This window comes from Streptomyces sp. Q6 (assembly GCF_036967205.1).
GTDB classification, from domain to species: domain Bacteria; phylum Actinomycetota; class Actinomycetes; order Streptomycetales; family Streptomycetaceae; genus Streptomyces; species Streptomyces citrinus.
Map to the genome: position 1 here is coordinate 1,102,111 of NZ_CP146022.1, position 17,580 is coordinate 1,119,690.

The following is a 17,580-nucleotide window of genomic DNA, read 5'->3' on the forward strand; positions in this document are numbered from 1 at the left end:
CATGTACGACCCGACGCGGCTCGCCGCCCTGGTGGCGGTGGCCGAGGCCGGATCGATCACCCGGGCCGCACAGCGCCTCGGCTACACGGTCCCGGCGCTCTCCCAACAGCTCGCGAAACTGGAGCGGGAGGCCGGGACCGCGCTTCTCGTACGCCACCACCGGGGTGCCCGGCTGACGGGTGCGGGTGAGGTCCTGGTGACGACGGCCCGCCGCGTGCTCGACGAGATGGAGCGTGCCCGGCACGAACTCGCCCAACTGGCGGGGCTCTCGGGCGGGCGGCTGCGCCTCGGCACCTTCACGACGGCGGGGATGCATCTGCTCCCGCCGGCCCTCACCGCGTTCCGTCGCGCGCATCCGGACGTGGAGCTCACGGTCGCCGGGTACGAGCCGCCGCTGGGCATCGCGGCGGTGGCCGCCGGGGAGGTGGACGTGGCGCTCACTCACGCGTACGAGCCCGCCGCCGCGGTGGCGGTGCCCGCTTCGGTGGCCCAGGAGCCCGTACTCGTCGAGGAGTTGGTGCTCGTGACGGCGCCGGGGCACGCGCTGACGGCAGGGACCGCGGGGGCGGCGCGGCTGCCGCTCGGGGAGCTCGCCGGGCAGCCACTGATCAGCATGGCGCCGACGCATCCGCCGCGCCAAGGGGTCGAGTCGGCGCTCGCGCGGGTCGGGGCGACGCCGTCGGTCCTCGTCTCGACGCCGAGCTATGTGCTCGTGTGCGCGCTGGTGAGTGCGGGACTCGGGGTGGCGGTGGTGCCGGAGATGGTGGCGCGGATGTCGGCGACACCGGTGGGTGTACGACGCCTCGAACCGGGCGATCTGCGGCGGACGATCTCGATGGTGCACCGGGCCGACGAGACGAACCCGGCCGTGGACGGGTTCCGGGCCCTCCTGCGTGGGGCCTTCGGCCGGACGGGCGCCTGATGGAGCGTCAACACGCTTGCGTGGGGCGTCCGTTCGAGCCATTGGACGCGTGGATCCAGGGCAGCGCGATCCAGACGGTCTTGCCGCCCTCGGGCGTCGGGGAGACCGAGAGTCTTCCGCCGAACTCCGCGGTGAGGCAGCGGATGATGACCATGCCCCGCCCGTTGTCCTGCTGGACGGCGGCCGGCAGCCGCTTGGGGTAGCGGGGGTGACTGTCGGTGACGCCGATGCGCAGCCGCTCGTCGCGTTCGAGCTCGACGTCGACGGTGAACGTGGGTGACTGCCCCAGGGTGTGCTGCACCGCGTTCGTCGCGAGCTCGGAGACGATCAGACGGACGGTGTCGGCCTCGTCGCTGTCTCCTGGCATCCCCCATTCCGCCAGTACGTTGCTCACGTACCGGCGGGCGGCGGACACCGAGGCGGGATCGCTCGGCAGCGTGACGGATGCTTCCTGGTGGTCTGCCATGGCGACGTCGTCCCTTTCCCGCCGGGGCCGCATGTCCGCCTGCGGCGGATCGCTCTCGCTCGGCCCGCGACTACTGCTTCGCGCCAGAGTGCCACTTAGATGTCCCTCAAGGGTGGCGATCCCTCAAGATATGCATATATCTGTCGCCCGAAGCGGTGAACTCTGCGACGACAGACCGTATTTGGGCGAGCGCACGCCGGTTCCTCTACCGTCTGCTCAAGAGCCGCCCCAGCCCAAGGCCGGAGGAGCCGAGGAGTCACTATGAAGTACGGTCCCGCGGTACGCCGCCGCAAACTCGGCGCGGAACTGCGCGCGTTGCGCGTCGCGGCCGGGCTCACGAGCGGTGAGGCCGCCCGCCTGGTCGGCTGGCACCAGTCGAAGGTGAGCCGCATCGAGACGGGACGCAGCGGTGTGAAGCCCTCGGACGTGCTGCTGCTGCTCGACGCCTTCGGCGCGAACGACCCCCGGCTGCGGGAGCTGGTCGTCGCTCTGGCCGGCGCCGAGGACGCGGGCGGACGCCACTGGTGGCACGCCTACCGGGGGCTGCTGCCGCCCACCTACAGCGACTTCATCAGTCTGGAGTCGCAGGCCTGCCGCATCCGGACGCTGGAGACGAGCGTCGTGCCGGGACTGCTCCAGACTCCCGAATACGCGCGCGCGGTGACGCGTTCGGTGCTCGCGGGCATGCCGGAACGGCACATCGACGCCCTGGTGGAGGTGCGGCTCGCGCGACAGGACGTGCTGCGCGGTCGGCCGCCGCTCCAGATGAACGCGGTGCTCGACGAGGCGGTGCTCCGTCGCGAGGTGGGCGGGAACGGCATTCTCTCCCGGCAATTGACGCACTTGATGTCAGCGGCGCATATGCCGAATGTCCGAATCCAGGTGTTGCCGTTCTCCGGAGGCAGCCACATCGGCATCACAGGCCCTTTCGTTGTGTTCTCTTTTCCGAACACATCTGATCTGGATGTGGTTGTTCTCGACCATTTGACGAGTAGCCTCTACCTCGAACGGAAAGAAGACCTCAAGGCGTACACGGACGCCTTCGATGCTCTTGTGCTCCACGCCCTTTCGCCCGAGGACTCGTTGGAATTCATCGCACAGCTCGCCGGGCAGACGGAGTCGCCGACACCCCGTCGTGCCACGGCACTGCGTAAGGAGGCACCATGACTGCACTGCCTCGGCACGTTTCGTCCGTACCCTCCAGCACATCCCTCCGTGGCGCGCACTGGCGGCGCAGCAGCCGCAGCACCGGCGCCAACAACTGTGTCGAGACGGCCCCCCTGCCCTCGGGGCCCCTCACCGGCCTGCTGGCCGTGCGCGACTCCAAGCGCACGGCGGGGCCCGCCCTGCTGTTCACCCCGTCCGCCTGGACGGGCTTCGTCAACTCCCTGCGCTGATCGCGCCCTTGGGAGACGTACGGCTGATCACACGTACGGCCTCGGCGACCTGCGAGTCGGTGAGGTCGGCACGGGCGGTCAGTCGCAGTCGCGAGATGCCGTCGGGGACGGACGGGGGGCGGAAGCAGCCCACCGCGAGACCCTCCGCACGGCAGCCCGCGGCCCAGCTCACCGCATCCTCGGGCGAGGGCGCGAGCACGGAGACGACGGCGGCGTCCGGTCGTACGGCTGAGAATCCCGCACCGGTGAGGAGTTGATGCAACGTCAGGGCGACGTCCCGGCCGCGCGCCGCGCGCTCCGGTTCCCCGCGCAGTACGCGCAGGGCGGCGAGCGCGGCCCCGGCCGCGGCCGGGGCGAGCCCGGTGTCGAAGATGAACGTACGGGCGGCGTTGACGAGATGCTCGATGACGTGGGCCGGGCCGAGGACGGCTCCGCCCTGGCTGCCCAGGGACTTGGAGAGGGTGACGGTGACCACGGTGTCGGCCGCGCCCGCCAGGCCCGCCGCGTGCGGGGCGCCGCGCCCGCCGTCGCCCAGCAGACCCAGGCCGTGGGCGTCGTCGAGAAGCAGACCCGCCCCGAACTCCCGGCATACTGACGCCAGTTCCCCGAGCGGCGCACGGTCGCCGTCGACGGAGAAGACCGTGTCCGAGACGACGACGGCCGGGCCGTCATGGGTACCGAGCGCCTTACGGACGGCCTCGGGGTCGGCATGCGGTACGACCTGCGTGGCACCACGGGCGAGCCGGCAACCGTCGATCAGAGAGGCGTGGTTGCCCGCGTCCGACACGATCAGTGAGCCGTGCGGGGCGAGTGCGGTGACGGCCGCGAGATTCGCCGCGTAACCGGACGACAGGACGAGGGCCGCCTCGAAGCCGCAGAACTCGGCCAGCTCGCGCTCCAGTTGAGCGTGCAGTTCGGTGGTTCCGCTCACCAGCCGCGACCCTGTGGCGCCGCCGCCCCACTGCCGTGCCGCCTCGGCGGCCCCCTCGACGACCTCGGGGTGGCGGGACAGTCCCAGGTAGTCGTTGCCCGCGAGGTCGAGCAGCGGGGAGTGCGCGGGGCGCGGGCGCAGGGTGCGGGTGAGACCCGCCGCCGCGCGCGTGCGGCGCTGCTCCTCGATCCAGTCGAACGGTGCTGCGGGCGGCGTGGACGGTGCAGTCATCGGGACCCCGTTTTGTAGGTAACGCACAGACCCTAACCGTCCCGCCACAAGGTCAGGATGTGGCAATACCCACACGTCGAACGCAGTCCTTTGTACGAAGTCTCCTTTCCTCTGAGCGTCTTCATAGGCAAGGATCAGGCTCCATGGACCTGCTGAACACGCTGGTGGACAAGGGGCTTCGGCGCGCGTTGCCGAGCCGTGAAGAGGCGCTCGCCGTGCTGGCGACGACCGACGACGAACTGCTCGACGTGGTGGCCGCGGCCGGCAAGGTGCGCCGCCAGTGGTTCGGGCGCCGGGTGAAGCTGAACTATCTGGTGAACCTGAAGTCGGGGCTGTGCCCCGAGGACTGCTCGTACTGTTCCCAGCGGCTGGGCTCGAAGGCGGAGATCCTCAAGTACACGTGGCTCAAGCCGGAGGAGGCGTCCAAGGCCGCGGCCGCCGGTGTCGCGGGCGGCGCCAAGCGCGTCTGTCTGGTGGCGAGCGGGCGCGGACCGACGGACAAGGACGTCGACCGGGTCGCGCGGACGATCGACGCGATCAAGTCGGAGAACGAGGACGTCGAGGTGTGCGCCTGCCTCGGTCTGCTCTCCGACGGGCAGGCGGAGCGGCTGCGCGGCGCGGGCGCGGACGCCTACAACCACAACCTGAACACGTCCGAGGCGACGTACGGCGACATCACCACGACGCATACCTACGCGGACCGGGTCGACACCGTGCAGAAGGCTCACGCGGCCGGTCTGTCGGCGTGTTCGGGGCTGATCGCGGGCATGGGCGAGAGCGACGCGGATCTGGTCGACGTCGTGTTCGGACTGCGTGAGCTCGATCCCGACTCGGTTCCGGTCAACTTCCTGATCCCCTTCGAGGGGACGCCGCTGGCCAAGGAGTGGAACCTCACGCCGCAGCGCTGCCTGCGGATTCTGGCCATGGTCCGCTTCGTCTGCCCGGACGTCGAGGTGCGGATCGCGGGCGGCCGCGAGGTGCACCTGCGCTCGATGCAGCCGCTGGCGCTGCACATCGCCAACTCGATCTTCCTCGGGGACTACCTGACCAGCGAGGGCCAGGCGGGCCGGGCGGACCTCGACATGATCGCGGACGCCGGGTTCGAGGTGGAGGGCACCGACCAGGTGACGCTGCCGGAGCACCGGGGTGGCGGCTGCGGGTCGGTGTGCGGTTCCGCCGACGAGGCACCGGCCGACGGGACACGGTCCGACGAACGGTCCGACGCGGTCAGGACGGACACGGTACGGACCGCGGACGCGCCGGGTGAGGCGCGCACGGATCTGGTCGCCGTGCGCCGCCGGGGTGCGGGGACGGATCTCGCTCCCAATGCCTGAGCTCGACATCGACGCCCTGCTCGACCTCGACCGGCGCCACGTCTGGCACCCGTACGGGCCCATGCCGGGCCGGCAGCAGCCCCTGGTCGTCGAGTCGGCGGCCGGGGTGCAGCTGCGCGTCGCCGGGCACGGCGAGCTGGTGGACGGCATGTCGTCGTGGTGGTCGGCGATCCACGGCTACAACCACCCGGTGCTCAACGACGCGGCGCGCGGTCAGCTCGACCGGATGAGCCACGTCATGTTCGGCGGGCTCACGCACGAGCCCGCCGTCCGGCTCGCCGAGCGCCTTGTCGACATGTCGCCGGAGGGTCTCGAGCACGTCTTCCTCGCCGACTCGGGCTCGGTGTCGGTCGAGGTCGCCCTGAAGATGTGCCTCCAGTACTGGCGCTCGCTCGGCCGGCCCGAGAAGCGCCGGATGCTGACCTGGCGCGGCGGGTACCACGGCGACACCTGGCAGCCGATGTCCGTGTGCGACCCGGAGGGCGGGATGCACGGGCTGTGGTCGGGGGTGCTGGCGGAGCAGGTGTTCGCGGACGCGCCGCCGACGGAGTACGAGGAGTCGTACGCGGAGCGTCTGCGGGACACGGTCGAGCGGCACGCGCACGAGCTGGCCGCGGTGATCGTGGAGCCGGTGGTGCAGGGCGCGGGCGGGATGCGGTTCCACTCCCCCGCGTATCTGCGGGTGCTGCGCGAGGTGTGCGACGCGCACGACGTGCTGCTCGTCTTCGACGAGATCGCCACGGGGTTCGGGCGCACGGGCGCACTTTTCGCGGCGGAGCACGCGGCGGTGACACCGGACGTGATGTGCGTCGGCAAGGCGCTGACCGGCGGCTATCTGACGATGGCGGCGACGCTGTGCACGCCGCGGGTCGCCGACGGGATCTCGCGGGGCGAGGTACCGGTGCTCGCCCACGGGCCGACGTTCATGGGCAACCCGCTGGCCGCCGCCGTCGCCAACGCCTCGATCGATCTGCTGCTCGGCCAGGACTGGCGGGCGGAGGTCAAACGGATCGAGTCGGGACTGCATGACGCCCTGTCACCAGCCAGCGAGATCGATGGAGTTCAGGACGTACGGGTCCTCGGCGCGATCGGTGTCGTCCAGCTCGACCACGACATCGACATGGCGGCGGCGACCCGGGCGGCGGTCGCGGAGGGCGTGTGGCTGCGCCCGTTCCGGGACCTCGTCTACACCATGCCGCCGTACATCACCGGCGACGAGGATCTGGCACGGATCGGACGCGCGGTGTGCGCGGCCGCGCGGGAGGGCTGAGCGGGATGACGGTACTGGTGGTCACGGGGACCGGGACCGAGATCGGCAAGACGGTGACGACGGCGGCGCTGGCCGCGGTCGCGGTGCGGGCCGGACGTTCGGTGGCGGTGCTCAAGCCCGCGCAGACCGGGGTCGCGCCGGGCGAGCCCGGGGACGTCGACGAGGTGGTGCGGCTCGCGGGGGACGCGGTGACGCCGGTCGAGCTGGCGCGTTTCCCCGAGCCGCTGGCGCCGGGGACGGCCGCGGCGCGGGCCGGTCTCGATCCCGTCCGACCGGAGCAGGTCGCCGAGGCGGCGCGGAAGTTGGCGGCCTCGCACGATCTGGTCCTGGTCGAGGGCGCGGGGGTCTCCTGGTGCACTTCGACGGGGCGGGGTCGACGCTCGCGGACGCGGCGCGGCTGCTCGGGGCGCCGGTCGTGGTCGTGGCGCAGGCCGGGCTCGGCACGCTGAACGCGGTCCAGCTGACGGCGGAGGCCCTGCGGGCCCGCGGCCTTCAGCAGGCGGGGGTCGTCATCGGCAGCTGGCCCGCCGAGCCGGGGCTCGCGGAGCGGTGCAACGTCGGGGATCTGCCGGGCGTCGCGGGCGCCGGGCTGGTCGGGGCCGTCCCGGCCGGGGCGGGCGCGCTCGGCGCCGCCGACTTCCGCTCCAGGGCGGCGAGTTGGCTCGGTCCGGAACTCGGTGGCGTATGGGACGCGGCGGAGTTCGCGCGACGGGTGCGGCCACCCGAGTACCGCTGACCACGGCGGTACGCGAAGGGGCGCGCGGGGCGCGGCGGCGCGGGGAAACAGGGGGGCCGCTTCCGGTCCGGGACGGGTCGCACGGGGAAGAATCGGCGTGAACGGTCGCCTCTGCCCCTGCGACTCCCCCACCCTCGCACGCCCCCTCACGAAGGAGGGTCCCATGGTGGCCCGCATCCCGTCCGTCGGTCGTAAAGCGGCGCGTGACGCCGTGCACCACCCCTTGTTCGCGCGGTTCTACGCCCGGATGAGTCCGAAGGCGGAGCCTGTGATGGGCCCGATCCGCACCGAGCTGCTCGCCGGTCTCACCGGGCGCGTCCTGGAGATCGGCGCGGGCAACGGGCTGAACTTCGGGTACTACCCGCGCTCCGTCTCCGAGGTCGTCGCGATCGAACCCGAGCGGGAGCTGCGGCAGTTGGCGGTCGAGGCAGCGCAGCGCGCGGACGTGCCGGTCGACGTGGCGCCGGGTACGGCGGAGGCGCTGCCCGTGAAGAGCGAGGGGTACGACGCCGTGGTCCTGAGCATCGTGCTGTGCAGCGTGCGCGATGTGCCGCGGGCGCTCGCGGAGGTGCGCAGGGTGGTGCGTCCGGGCGGCGAGGTGCGGTTCTTCGAGCACGGGCGGGCGCCGGGGCGCGGCATGCGGGCGGTGCAGTCGGCGGTCGACGCGACGGTGTGGCCGCTGCTGTTCGGCGGGTGCCGCACGGGGAACGACACCTTGGGCGCGCTGCGCGACGCGGGATTCGAACTCGGCGCGTACCGCAGCCTGTTGGTGCCGGAGCGCGGTCCGCGGGTACCGACGTCGTACTGCGTGCTCGGTACGGCGCGGCGCCCTGAGCTCACGGACGACTGAGGTTCACAGGCTCCACTTGCGGAGTTCCTTCTCGATGTCGTGGATGCTCACGGCGCCGCCCTTGACCAGCCGGGCCAGCTCGCGGACCTGCTCGGGCGCTATGACGACCTTCTGGCCGCTGGCGACGAGGTAGGCGTACGCGACCGCCGAGGCGAACATCGCGTTGGAGCGCTCCAACGCCGGTACATGGATGAGGAGTTGGAGCAGTGACGCGGCGCGGGAGTGCGGTGTGTCGTACACCGCGATGTCGAATATCCGCGCGTCGTGGCGGGCCACGGCGGCGGCGAGGGCGCCCCAGTCGGTGACCTGCGGGTCGCCGGGAGTCTTCCGCTCCGCGACCATGAGGAGCCACGCCAGGTCGATGCTGAGGTGCGAGGGCTGCGGTGCGTCACTCAACGGGGCGGCGCCGACCTTCCTGGTCCGTGCCGAACTCCTCGGCGAACACACTCTCGTACTGCTTCATGAAGTCGGCCGCGGCGTCGACGAAGGTCCGGCCGAGCTCGCCGGCGTCGCGTCGCACCAGCTCCTCGATGTATCGGTTCACGCTCACGCCACGGGCCAGCGCGCGCTCCCTCGCGGCGCGGGCCGTGTCCTCGTCCACCCGCACGTTCAGCTGCGTCTTCGCCATACATCCACGCTAGCGCCGATGCGCTAGCACCCGCAAGACGAGCCGAGGCGGGCTATCCTCGATCCCGACCCGTTGGACAACTGACTTACAAAGTAAGGGAGTTGGGGTGGGGGGAACGGATGTGGTCACGGATGTGGTCGCCGCGCGGGCCAGGAGCCTGACGAAGGCGTACGGCTCCGGGGAGACCCAGGTGCTCGCGCTCGACGCGGTGGACGTGGACATCGCGCGCGGCAGGTTCACGGCGGTGATGGGCCCCTCGGGCTCGGGAAAGTCCACGCTGATGCACTGCCTGGCAGGGCTCGACACGGTGTCGGCGGGGCAGGTGTGGCTGGGCGACACCGAGATCACGGGGCTGAAGGAGCGGGAGCTGACGCGGCTACGGCGCGACCGGATCGGCTTCATGTTCCAGTCGTTCAACCTCATCCCGACGCTCAACGCCGTCGAGAACATCACGCTGCCGATGGACATCGCCGGCAAGACCCCGGACGCGAAGTGGCTGGAGCAGGTGATCGACACGCTGGGACTGCGGGACCGGCTGAAGCACCGGCCCGCGCAGCTGTCCGGCGGGCAGCAGCAGCGGGTGGCGTGCGCGCGGGCGCTCGCGGCACGCCCCGAGCTGATCTTCGCCGACGAGCCGACGGGGAACCTGGACTCGCGGGCCGGTCTGGAGGTCCTCGGGTTCCTGCGCGAGGCGGTGGACGACCTGGGGCAGACGGTGGTCATGGTGACGCACGATCCGGGCGCCGCCGCCCACGCCGACCTGGTGCTCTTCCTCGGTGACGGGCGCCTCGTGGACGAGATGCGGGAGCCGACGGCCGAGGCGGTCCTGGAGCGGATGAAGCGGTTCGACGTCGCGCGCGGCGCCGCTGCCGACCCGAGCGACCCGCACCTCCCGCGGACGTAGCCATGCTGAAGGCGACGCTGCGGAGTTTCCTCGCGCACAAGGGACGTCTCGTGCTGTCGGCGCTGGCCGTGGTCCTGTCGGTGGCGTTCGTCGCGGGCAGCCTGATCTTCTCGGACACGGTGGCGCGCACCTTCGACCGGCTGTTCGCGTCGACGTCGGCGGACGTGCGGGTGAGCCCCGAGGACGACGACCTCGACGAGGCGGTGCCCTCGGGCGAGGTGCGGACGCTGCCCGCGTCACTCGCCGTACGCCTCAAGGGGGTCGACGGCGTCGCGGACACGCACGTCGACGCCGGGGTGGAGAACATCACGGTCGTCGACCGGCACAACGAGTCGGTCGGTCCGACGACGGGCGCGCCCACGATCGCCACCAACTGGGAGCCCACCGAGCGCAGTCCGGTGCGGCTGACGTCCGGGCACGCGCCGCGGGGCGGGAACCAAGCGCTGCTCGACGCGGACACCGCCGACAAGAAGCACGTACGGATCGGGGACACCCTGACCGTCATGGCGCAGCCCGGCTCCTTCAAGGTCGAGGTCGTCGGCATCGCCACGTTCCGCACGACGAACCCCGGCGCCGCCCTCGTCTTCCTGGACACGCCGACCGCGCAGCGCAGGCTGCTCGGCGGGCTCGGTCGGGCGACGAGCATCGAGGTCGACGCGGCGCCCGGGGTCAGCGACGCCGCCCTGAAGAAGAACATCGCCCAACGCCTCGGTGGAACGTACGAGTTGAAGACGGCGGACGAGGACGCGAAGTCGGCGGCCGAGGACCTGGGCGGGTTCCTCGACATCATCAAGTACGTGATGCTGGCGTTCGCCGGGATCGCCACATTGGTCGGCATCTTCTTGATCGTCAACACGTTCTCGATGCTGATCGCCCAGCGGACGCGGGAGTTGGGGCTGCTGCGGGCGCTCGGCGCCGACCGGCGGCAGGTGCGGCGCTCCGTCCTGACGGAGGCGGTGCTGCTCGGACTCGTCGGTTCGACGATCGGCCTGGGGCTCGGGATCGGGCTCGCCGCGGGCCTGATCAAGGTGATGGGCGTCTTCGGGATGAACCTCAAGTCCACCGAGATGGTGGTGGGTTGGGGGACTCCGGTCGCGGCCTACGTGGTCGGGATCGGCGTCACGTTCGTGGCCGCCTATCTGCCGTCGCGGCGCGCCGCCCGCGTCTCGCCGATGGCGGCGCTCGCCGACGCGGAGATCGCGGGAGTGGGACGGCCGCTGACCGTACGGGCCGTCGTGGGCGCCGTGGTGGCCGTGGCGGGCGCGGGGGCGCTGCTCGGGTGCGCCGCGGCGACGCGGACCGCGAGCGCCTCGCTGCTGCTCGTCCTCGGGATCGTCCTGACCCTGATCGCGACGGTCATCGCCGGGCCGCTGCTGGTGCGACCCGTCATCCGCGTCCTGGGCGCGGCCTTCCCCGCCGTGTTCGGATCGGTCGGGCGGATGAGCCAGCGCAACGCGCTGCGCAACCCCCGGCGCACCGGGGCGACCGCGGGGGCGCTGATGGTGGGCCTCGCGCTGGTCGCGGGGATGTCCGTGGCGAGCGCGTCGATGAGCAAGTCGTTCGACCAGCAGATCGACCGGACGCTGGGCGCCGACTTCACCGTGCAGAACGCCAACTTCATGCCGTTCCCGCAGGAGGTCACCGAGAAGATCCGGGACACGGACGGGGTCGGGCTCGTCGTGCGGCAGCGCTTCGCGCCGGTGGCCGTGACGCTGCCGGACGGCAAGCGCGTCAAGACGACCGCCGCCGGCTGGGACCCGCGGCTCGACGACGTCGCGCACGTCACGTACGCCGCGGGCGGCAGCGCGCGGTCGCTCGCGCCGGGGCGCATCGGGCTCCAGAAGGAGTACGCCGACCAGCACCGGGTGCGAGTGGGCAGCGTGCTGCCGGTGGAGTTCCCCGGCGGGCGCCGCGCCACGCTCAGGGTGGGCGCGCTCACCGACCAGGAGGGCAACGACTTCGGGATGGCGGGCGGCTTCTACATGGGCCTGTCCACCCTCGTGACGTACGTGCCCGGGGGCCAGGACTCCGCCGTGTACGTGAACGGGAAGCCGGGCACGTCCGCCGTCACCCTGCGCGACCACCTGGAGAAGACGCTCGACCCGTATCCGCAGGTGCAGGTCCGCGACCTCGCCGACTACAAGGACTTGATCCACGGGCAGATCGCCGTGCTGCTGTACCTGGTGTACGCGCTGCTCGGTCTCGCGATCGTCATCGCCGTGCTCGGCGTCGTCAACACGCTCGCCCTGTCGGTCGTGGAGCGCACCCGGGAGATCGGGCTGCTGCGCGCGATCGGGCTGGCGCGCCGGCAGTTGCGGCGCATGATCCGGCTCGAATCCGTGGTCATCGCGGTGTTCGGCGCCCTGCTCGGCCTCGCGCTGGGGCTGGTGTGGGGGGTCGCCGCACAACAGGTCCTGGCACTGGAGGGCATGGAGGCGCTGGCGATCCCGTGGCCGACGATCGTCGCGGTCGTGATCGGCTCGGTCGTCGTGGGGCTGGCCGCCGCGCTGCTTCCCGCGCTTCGGGCGTCGCGGATGAACGTCCTGGCGGCGATCGCGCACGAGTAGGCACGAGGAGAGCGGGCGGGATTCCGCCGAGAGCCATTTCGCGTGACGGGCGGGCATGCGTTCGACTATGTGTGGAGGAGACAACCCGTCGCGTCCCGAGGAGAGTTCATGCCGCGTCCGTTCCGTTTCGGCGTCAACATGCTGAGCCCTTCGCCCGGCGACGCCTGGCGCGCCAAGTGCCGCCGGGCCGAGGAGCTCGGCTACGACGTGATCCTCGTCCCGGACCATCTGGGGATGCCGTCCCCGTTCCCGGCCCTCGTCGCGGCGGCCGAGGCGACGACCCGGCCGCGCGTCGGCACGTTCGTGCTCAACTGCGCGTTCTGGAACCCGGTGCTGCTCGCCCGCGAGGTGACCACCACGGAGGCCCTCACGGGCGGCCGCCTCGAACTCGGGCTCGGGACCGGCTATGTGCGCGACGAGTTCGAGCAGGCCGGTGTGCCGTGGGGCACGCCGGGCAGTCGCGTCGACCACCTGGAGCACACCATCGCTGAGTTGGACCGGCTCCTGGCCTCCCCGGAGCAGGGGCCGCGCCCGCCGCTGCTGATCGGCGGCAACGGCGACCGGATGCTGCGGATCGCCGCCGAGCGCGCCGACATCGCCGCGTTCACCGGCGCCCGCTCCGCCCCAAACCGGCCGAGCGGGCTGCAACCGCTGACGCCGGACGAGCTGGACGGGCGCGTGGCGACGTACCGGAAGTTCGCGCAGGACCGGGCCGAGCCGGCCGAGATGAATCTGCTCGTGCAGCTGGTGGACGTCACCGAGGACCGGTCGGCGGCGGCCCGCCCCTGGCTGGAGCGGATGCCGGACCTGACCGAGCGGGACGTCCTGGAGTCGCCGCTGGTGCTCGCCGGCACGGTGGAGGAGATCACGGCGCAGCTCCTGGAGCGCCGGGAGCGGTACGGGTTCTCGTACATCACCGTCCTGGAGCCGCACCACGAGGCGCTCGCGCCGGTGATCGAGGCGCTGCGAGGGCGATGAAGGGTGACCCGGTGCGCGTCCGGCATGTGAAATCGGCGGCGCCCCGCCGGTCGACAGTGGTGGGATCGGACCATGAACGATCTTCGTATCCGGTCCGCCGCCCCCGCCGATCTCGACGCCGTCCTCGCCTTCTGGAAGACGTCCGCCGAAGGCACCAGCATCAGCGACGACCGCGCGGGCGTGGAGCGCCTGGTCGCGCGGGACCCCGAGTCCCTGCTGCTCGCCGAGCGGGACGGGGAGCTGCTGGGGACGGTCATCGCCGGGTTCGACGGCTGGCGCTGCCACCTGTACCGGCTCGCGGTGCGGCCGGACACGCGCCGGCAGGGCATCGGTTCGGCGCTGCTGGCCGCGGCGGAGGAGCGGTTCGTGGCGCTCGGCGGGCGGCGTGGCGACGCCATGGTCCTGGACCGCAACGAGCGGGCGCGGCACGCGTGGAAGGCCGCCGGATACGCGCCCGAGCCGCAGTGGAGCCGCTGGGTGAAGCCGCTGCTCGACGGCTGAGCACCGCCGCCGAACCGGACGCTTTGCCGATCCTTTACCATGGGTCCGTCACTCGAACTTCTGCGAAAGGTGTGAGCGTCCGCCCATGGGCGAGCCCCCCAGTACCCGGTCAGTCCCCCCGCGTGGTCCCCGCGAGCGCGCACCCCTGCCGCCCCTGCCTGATCATGGGACGGAGGTGACGACCCGATGACCGAAGTACTCCTGCTCGCCGTCGCAGTCCTGCTGTCGCTGGCCTGCGGCGCCTTCGTGGCGGCGGAGTTCTCGCTCACCACCGTCGAGCGCGGCGATCTGGAAGACGCCGTCGAGCGCGGTGAGCGCGGCGCCGCCAGCGCCCTCAAAGCCGTACGGAATCTGACGTTCCAGCTGTCCGGCGCCCAGCTCGGCATCACCGTCACCAACCTCGTCGTCGGCATGCTCGCCGAGCCGTCCATCGGCAAGCTCATCGCCGGGCCGCTGAAGTCGTTGGGCGTGCCCGCCTCGGCGTCCTCGTCGGTCGCGCTGGTGATCGGCACCGCCCTGTCGACCGTGTTCCTGATGGTCGTCGGGGAGCTCGTCCCGAAGAACTGGGCGATCTCGTCACCGCTGGCGGTCTCCAAGCGGGTGGCGACGCCGCAGCGCTGGTTCAGCGCCGCGTTCCGCCCGTTCATCACGCATCTGAACAACACCGCGAACCGGCTCGTCCGCCGTTTCGGCATCGAGCCCACCGAGGAGCTGGCCTCCGCGCGCAGCCCGCAGGAGCTCATGGCGCTCGCCCGGCACTCCGCGAAGGCGGGCGCGCTGGAGGCGGACACCGCCGAGCTGTTCGTGCGGACGCTGAACCTGGCCGACCTGACCGCGGAGAACGTGATGACGCCGCGCGTCCAGGTCGTCGCCCTCGACCTCCAGGCCACCTGCGAGGACGTGGCGAACGCGACGCGCGCCACCGGCCTGTCCCGGTTCCCCGTCTACCGCGGCAACCTCGACTCGGTCGTCGGCGTCGTCCACATCAAGGACGTCCTCGCCGTGCCCGACGAGGAGCGGGGCCGCAAGCGCGTGTCCGACCTGCTGCGCGAGCCGCTGCTCGTCCCCGAGACACTGACGGTGGAGCGGTTGCTCGACCGGCTCTCCGGCAAGCGCACGATGGCCGTGGTGATCGACGAGTACGGCGGCACGGCCGGCGTCGCCACCCTGGAGGACATCGTCGAGGAGGTCGTCGGCGAGGTCCGGGACGAGCACGACCCGCACGAGACGCCCGACATCGCGCCCGCCGGCACCGACGAGGAGGGCCGCACCCTGTACTCGGCCGACGGCGCCGCCCGCACCGACCAGCTCGCGCGGGTCGGGATGCGGGTGCCCGACGGCCCGTACGAGACGCTGGCCGGGCTCGTCGCGAACGAGCTGGGCCGCATCCCGGACGTCGGTGACAGCGCCGAGGTCGTGGGCTGGCGGCTCGACGTCGTGGACGCGCACGGGCACCGCGCGGCGCGCGTCCTGCTGCACGCCCCACCGAGCACGGACACGGACACCGATACGGACCACGGGACGAAGGGGGCGGCCCGATGACCGCGATCCAATTGCTGATCGGCCTGCTCACGCTGGTCGTCAACGCCTTCTTCGTGGGCGCCGAGTTCGCCCTGATCTCCGTGCGCCGCAGCCAGATCGAGCCCCACGCGGAGAACGGGAACCGCCGGGCGCGCAGCGTCCTGTGGGGTCTGGAGCACGTGTCGGCGATGCTCGCCGCGGCCCAGCTCGGCATCACGCTGTGCACGCTGGTGCTCGGCATCGTCGCCGAGCCGGCCATCGCGCACCTGCTGGAGCCCGCGTTCGACGCGGCCGGGGTGCCGCACGGTCTGGTCCACCCGATCTCGTTCGTGATCGCGCTGACCGTGGCCACGTATCTGCACATGCTCCTCGGCGAGATGGTCCCGAAGAACATCGCGCTCGCCGAGCCGGAGCGCTCGGCGCTGCTGCTCGGACCGCCGCTCGTCGCCCTGGCCCGCGCGCTGCGCCCGGTGATCTTCACGGTCAACGCCTTCGCGAACGCGCTGCTCAAGCTGTTGCGGGTCGAGGTGAAGGACGAGGTCTCGGCGACGTTCTCGGACGACGAGCTCGCCCGGATCGTCAAGGACTCCTCGGCGGCCGGCCTGATCGACGACCGTGCGCAGGAGCGGCTGCACGACGCGCTGGAGCTGGGCCGGCGCCCGGTCAAGGACGTCGTCCTGCCGCTGGAGAAGGTCGTCTACGCGCGCGTGGGCGTCACGCCCGAGCAGTTGGAGCGGCTGTCGGCCGAGTCCGGCTTCTCGCGCTTCCCCGTCGTCGACGAGGGCCGGCGCATCGTCGGCTATCTGCACGTCAAGGACGCCCTGGACGCGGCGCCGCGCGATCTGCCGTTCCGGATCCCTGACATGCGGTCCATCGCGCGGGTGCGGGAGACGACGCCGCTCGACGACGTCCTCACCGCGATGCGCGGCAGCCGGACGCATGTGGCGGCGGTGCTCGGCGCGGACGGCCGGCTCGCCGGTCTGGTGACGATGGAGGACGTGCTGCGGGAGCTGTTCGGGCAGCCGGTCTGACGCCTCGGCGGCGCGGCCGGCCGCCCTGTGCTCAGACGGCCGGCTGCCCGCTGGGCGCCGCCGGTTCCGGGGCCGCCTGCGGCGTGGGGGTCTCCATGATCCCCGGGCCGTGGGGGCCGATGCCGGCGGTGCCGACCGCGGTGAGCACCGCGAGCAGCGTGGCGAGGCCCGCGGTGCCGAGCGCCGCGGACCAGGCCACGTCGAGCAGGTTCGTCGTGCCCGCCACGAGGACGGCGGCGAGCGCCTGCGCGAAGGTCCTGATCGCGCGCTCGGCGGTGGCTTTCCAGAAGCTGACGGTCCAGATGGTGCCCATGTCGTACTCCCCCGTTCCCTGCGCTTCCTCGCTTCTGTGCGGTACGTCGGTGCCGTGCTTCCTTATGTACGTCGGTGCCGTGCTTCCGTATGTACGTCGGTGCCGTGCTTCGGTGCTTGCTTTTGGCATACCGCCGCCGTGGGGCACTGCCCAGACCTGCGGCGTACGTAGCTGGGGCGGTCGGGTTACGATCGCAGGCGCCATGCAGATGAATGCCAACTACACCAGCCTCGTCGCGGTCGGCGACTCCTTCACCGAGGGCATGTCGGACCTGCTGCCCGACGGCACCTATCGCGGCTGGGCCGACCTTCTGGCCGGCCGGATGGCCGCACGCAGCCCCGGCTTCCGCTACGCGAACCTCGCCGTGCGCGGAAAGCTCATCCAGCAGATCGTCGACGAGCAGGTCGACGTGGCCGCCTCGATGAAGGCCGACGTGGTGACGCTGGTGGGCGGCCTGAACGACACCCTGCGCCCCAAGTGCGACATGGTCCGCGTACGCGACCTGCTCACCGAGGCCGTCGAGCGGCTCGCCCCGTCCTGCGAGCGGCTGGTCCTGATGCGCAGCCCGGGGCGGAACGGTCCGGTCATGGAGCGGTTCCGGCCGCGCATGGAGGAACTCTTCACCTGCATCGACGACCTCGCGGCGCGGCACGACGCCGTGGTCGTCGACCTGTACGGGGCTCCGGTCCTCGGCGATCAGCGGCTGTGGGACGTGGACCGGCTGCACCTGACGCCGGAGGGGCACCGCCGGGTCGCCGAGGCGGTGTGGCAGTCCCTCGGGTACGAGCAGGAGGACGACTGGCGCTCCGTGCTGCCGCCGGCCGTACCGCCGAGCTGGGTGACGCGGCGCGTGGCCGACGTCCGGTTCGCCAAGCAGCATCTGGTGCCGTGGATCGGCCGACGCCTCACAGGGCGCTCGTCGGGCGACGGCCGTCCCCCGAAGCGGGCCGAGCTGGCGCCGTACTTCGGCGAGACGCAGGACCGGGCGTCGTCCTCGTAG

The 17,580-nt window shown here is 71.9% G+C and carries 18 protein-coding genes and 1 pseudogene; 14 read left to right on the plus strand and 5 right to left on the minus strand.

Annotated features, from left to right (window positions below):
- The first annotated feature begins 1 nt into the window (after position 1).
- The gene (locus V2W30_RS05260; RefSeq protein WP_338694045.1) at positions 2 to 922 is read left to right on the plus strand and encodes a LysR family transcriptional regulator; all 921 of its coding nucleotides are present in this window, start codon (positions 2 to 4) and stop codon (positions 920 to 922) included.
- Positions 923 to 929: 7 nt separating this feature from the next.
- On the opposite strand, the gene V2W30_RS05265 is transcribed toward V2W30_RS05260, so the two are convergent.
- The gene (locus V2W30_RS05265; RefSeq protein WP_338694047.1) at positions 930 to 1,388 is read right to left on the minus strand and encodes an ATP-binding protein; all 459 of its coding nucleotides are present in this window, start codon (positions 1,386 to 1,388) and stop codon (positions 930 to 932) included.
- A 261-nt stretch (positions 1,389 to 1,649) separates the two neighbouring features.
- On the opposite strand from V2W30_RS05265, the gene V2W30_RS05270 reads away from it, so the two are divergent.
- Positions 1,650 to 2,555, plus strand: a complete 906-nt coding sequence (locus V2W30_RS05270; RefSeq protein ID WP_338694049.1) for a helix-turn-helix transcriptional regulator — start codon at positions 1,650 to 1,652, stop codon at positions 2,553 to 2,555.
- Positions 2,552 to 2,785, plus strand: coding sequence for a DUF397 domain-containing protein (locus V2W30_RS05275; protein ID WP_338694051.1), 234 nt, complete (start codon positions 2,552 to 2,554; stop codon positions 2,783 to 2,785). Before V2W30_RS05270 ends, V2W30_RS05275 begins: the two co-directional genes overlap by 4 nt.
- Here V2W30_RS05275 and V2W30_RS05280 read toward each other — a convergent pair.
- Positions 2,769 to 3,947, minus strand: coding sequence for an 8-amino-7-oxononanoate synthase (locus V2W30_RS05280; protein ID WP_338694052.1), 1,179 nt, complete (start codon positions 3,945 to 3,947; stop codon positions 2,769 to 2,771). The two genes, V2W30_RS05275 and V2W30_RS05280, sit on opposite strands and share 17 nt — an antisense overlap.
- A gap of 143 nt (positions 3,948 to 4,090) precedes the next feature.
- Here V2W30_RS05280 and bioB point away from each other — a divergent pair, with 143 nt between their 5' ends.
- From bioB to V2W30_RS05300, 4 genes and pseudogenes are all read left to right on the plus strand, one after another.
- Positions 4,091 to 5,281 carry a biotin synthase BioB gene (gene bioB, locus V2W30_RS05285; RefSeq protein WP_338694053.1) on the plus strand — a complete coding sequence of 397 codons (1,191 nt, stop codon included), beginning with the start codon at positions 4,091 to 4,093 and terminating at the stop codon, positions 5,279 to 5,281.
- On the plus strand, positions 5,274 to 6,551 hold the full coding sequence (locus V2W30_RS05290) for an adenosylmethionine--8-amino-7-oxononanoate transaminase (RefSeq protein ID WP_338694054.1): 1,278 nt from the start codon (positions 5,274 to 5,276) through the stop codon (positions 6,549 to 6,551). Before bioB ends, V2W30_RS05290 begins: the two co-directional genes overlap by 8 nt.
- A gap of 5 nt (positions 6,552 to 6,556) precedes the next feature.
- A pseudogene (gene bioD, locus V2W30_RS05295) lies at positions 6,557 to 7,287 on the plus strand (dethiobiotin synthase).
- Positions 7,288 to 7,450: 163 nt separating this feature from the next.
- Positions 7,451 to 8,137 carry a class I SAM-dependent methyltransferase gene (locus V2W30_RS05300; RefSeq protein WP_338694055.1) on the plus strand — a complete coding sequence of 229 codons (687 nt, stop codon included), beginning with the start codon at positions 7,451 to 7,453 and terminating at the stop codon, positions 8,135 to 8,137.
- A gap of 3 nt (positions 8,138 to 8,140) precedes the next feature.
- Here V2W30_RS05300 and V2W30_RS05305 read toward each other — a convergent pair whose 3' ends face one another.
- Together V2W30_RS05305 and V2W30_RS05310 are read right to left on the minus strand one after the other, a co-directional pair.
- Positions 8,141 to 8,479 (minus strand): fic family toxin-antitoxin system, toxin component, encoded by a 339-nt coding sequence (locus V2W30_RS05305; RefSeq protein WP_338703492.1) that lies wholly within the window; start codon positions 8,477 to 8,479, stop codon positions 8,141 to 8,143.
- A gap of 46 nt (positions 8,480 to 8,525) precedes the next feature.
- Positions 8,526 to 8,765: a toxin-antitoxin system HicB family antitoxin gene (locus V2W30_RS05310; RefSeq protein WP_338694056.1), complete on the minus strand. Its 240-nt coding sequence runs from the start codon at positions 8,763 to 8,765 to the stop codon at positions 8,526 to 8,528.
- Between the two features lie 106 nt (positions 8,766 to 8,871).
- Here V2W30_RS05310 and V2W30_RS05315 point away from each other — a divergent pair, with 106 nt between their 5' ends.
- The 6 genes from V2W30_RS05315 to V2W30_RS05340 all read left to right on the plus strand — a co-directional run bounded on the left by V2W30_RS05315 (position 8,872) and on the right by V2W30_RS05340 (position 16,267).
- Entirely contained in the window at positions 8,872 to 9,669 is a 798-nt protein-coding gene (locus tag V2W30_RS05315) for an ABC transporter ATP-binding protein (protein ID WP_338694057.1), read from the plus strand.
- Positions 9,670 to 9,671: 2 nt separating this feature from the next.
- Positions 9,672 to 12,236, plus strand: coding sequence for an ABC transporter permease (locus V2W30_RS05320; RefSeq protein WP_338694059.1), 2,565 nt, complete (start codon positions 9,672 to 9,674; stop codon positions 12,234 to 12,236).
- Between the two features lie 108 nt (positions 12,237 to 12,344).
- Complete coding sequence (locus tag V2W30_RS05325) at positions 12,345 to 13,214, plus strand: LLM class F420-dependent oxidoreductase (protein ID WP_338694061.1); 870 nt, start codon at positions 12,345 to 12,347, stop codon at positions 13,212 to 13,214.
- Positions 13,215 to 13,286: 72 nt separating this feature from the next.
- Positions 13,287 to 13,715 (plus strand): GNAT family N-acetyltransferase, encoded by a 429-nt coding sequence (locus tag V2W30_RS05330; protein WP_338694063.1) that lies wholly within the window; start codon positions 13,287 to 13,289, stop codon positions 13,713 to 13,715.
- A gap of 186 nt (positions 13,716 to 13,901) precedes the next feature.
- Positions 13,902 to 15,257 carry a hemolysin family protein gene (locus V2W30_RS05335; RefSeq protein WP_338694064.1) on the plus strand — a complete coding sequence of 452 codons (1,356 nt, stop codon included), beginning with the start codon at positions 13,902 to 13,904 and terminating at the stop codon, positions 15,255 to 15,257.
- Positions 15,254 to 16,267 carry a hemolysin family protein gene (locus V2W30_RS05340; protein WP_338694066.1) on the plus strand — a complete coding sequence of 338 codons (1,014 nt, stop codon included), beginning with the start codon at positions 15,254 to 15,256 and terminating at the stop codon, positions 16,265 to 16,267. The genes V2W30_RS05335 and V2W30_RS05340 overlap by 4 nt, the downstream gene beginning before the upstream one ends.
- A 31-nt stretch (positions 16,268 to 16,298) precedes the next feature.
- Here the strand turns inward: V2W30_RS05340 and V2W30_RS05345 are convergent, their stop codons facing one another.
- Positions 16,299 to 16,580, minus strand: coding sequence for a holin (locus tag V2W30_RS05345; protein WP_338694068.1), 282 nt, complete (start codon positions 16,578 to 16,580; stop codon positions 16,299 to 16,301).
- Positions 16,581 to 16,782: 202 nt separating this feature from the next.
- Between V2W30_RS05345 and V2W30_RS05350 the strand changes: the two genes are divergently transcribed.
- Positions 16,783 to 17,580, plus strand: a complete 798-nt coding sequence (locus V2W30_RS05350) for an SGNH/GDSL hydrolase family protein (protein ID WP_338694070.1) — start codon at positions 16,783 to 16,785, stop codon at positions 17,578 to 17,580.

Bases quoted from the DNA above. Each gene is read 5' to 3' on its own strand.
- V2W30_RS05265 (WP_338694047.1), bottom strand. From the start codon at position 1,388: ATGGCAGACCACCAGGAAGCATCCGTCACGCTGCCGAGCGATCCCGCC.
- V2W30_RS05350 (WP_338694070.1), top strand. From the start codon at position 16,783: ATGCAGATGAATGCCAACTACACCAGCCTCGTCGCGGTCGGCGACTCC.
- V2W30_RS05320 (WP_338694059.1), top strand. From the start codon at position 9,672: ATGCTGAAGGCGACGCTGCGGAGTTTCCTCGCGCACAAGGGACGTCTC.
- V2W30_RS05260 (WP_338694045.1), top strand. From the start codon at position 2: ATGTACGACCCGACGCGGCTCGCCGCCCTGGTGGCGGTGGCCGAGGCC.
- V2W30_RS05325 (WP_338694061.1), top strand. From the start codon at position 12,345: ATGCCGCGTCCGTTCCGTTTCGGCGTCAACATGCTGAGCCCTTCGCCC.
- V2W30_RS05310 (WP_338694056.1), bottom strand. From the start codon at position 8,765: ATGGCGAAGACGCAGCTGAACGTGCGGGTGGACGAGGACACGGCCCGC.
- V2W30_RS05280 (WP_338694052.1), bottom strand. From the start codon at position 3,947: ATGACTGCACCGTCCACGCCGCCCGCAGCACCGTTCGACTGGATCGAG.
- V2W30_RS05335 (WP_338694064.1), top strand. From the start codon at position 13,902: ATGACCGAAGTACTCCTGCTCGCCGTCGCAGTCCTGCTGTCGCTGGCC.
- V2W30_RS05275 (WP_338694051.1), top strand. From the start codon at position 2,552: ATGACTGCACTGCCTCGGCACGTTTCGTCCGTACCCTCCAGCACATCC.
- bioB (WP_338694053.1), top strand. From the start codon at position 4,091: ATGGACCTGCTGAACACGCTGGTGGACAAGGGGCTTCGGCGCGCGTTG.
- V2W30_RS05270 (WP_338694049.1), top strand. From the start codon at position 1,650: ATGAAGTACGGTCCCGCGGTACGCCGCCGCAAACTCGGCGCGGAACTG.
- V2W30_RS05340 (WP_338694066.1), top strand. From the start codon at position 15,254: ATGACCGCGATCCAATTGCTGATCGGCCTGCTCACGCTGGTCGTCAAC.
- V2W30_RS05330 (WP_338694063.1), top strand. From the start codon at position 13,287: ATGAACGATCTTCGTATCCGGTCCGCCGCCCCCGCCGATCTCGACGCC.
- V2W30_RS05290 (WP_338694054.1), top strand. From the start codon at position 5,274: ATGCCTGAGCTCGACATCGACGCCCTGCTCGACCTCGACCGGCGCCAC.
- V2W30_RS05300 (WP_338694055.1), top strand. From the start codon at position 7,451: ATGGTGGCCCGCATCCCGTCCGTCGGTCGTAAAGCGGCGCGTGACGCC.
- V2W30_RS05305 (WP_338703492.1), bottom strand. From the start codon at position 8,479: ATGGTCGCGGAGCGGAAGACTCCCGGCGACCCGCAGGTCACCGACTGG.
- V2W30_RS05345 (WP_338694068.1), bottom strand. From the start codon at position 16,580: ATGGGCACCATCTGGACCGTCAGCTTCTGGAAAGCCACCGCCGAGCGC.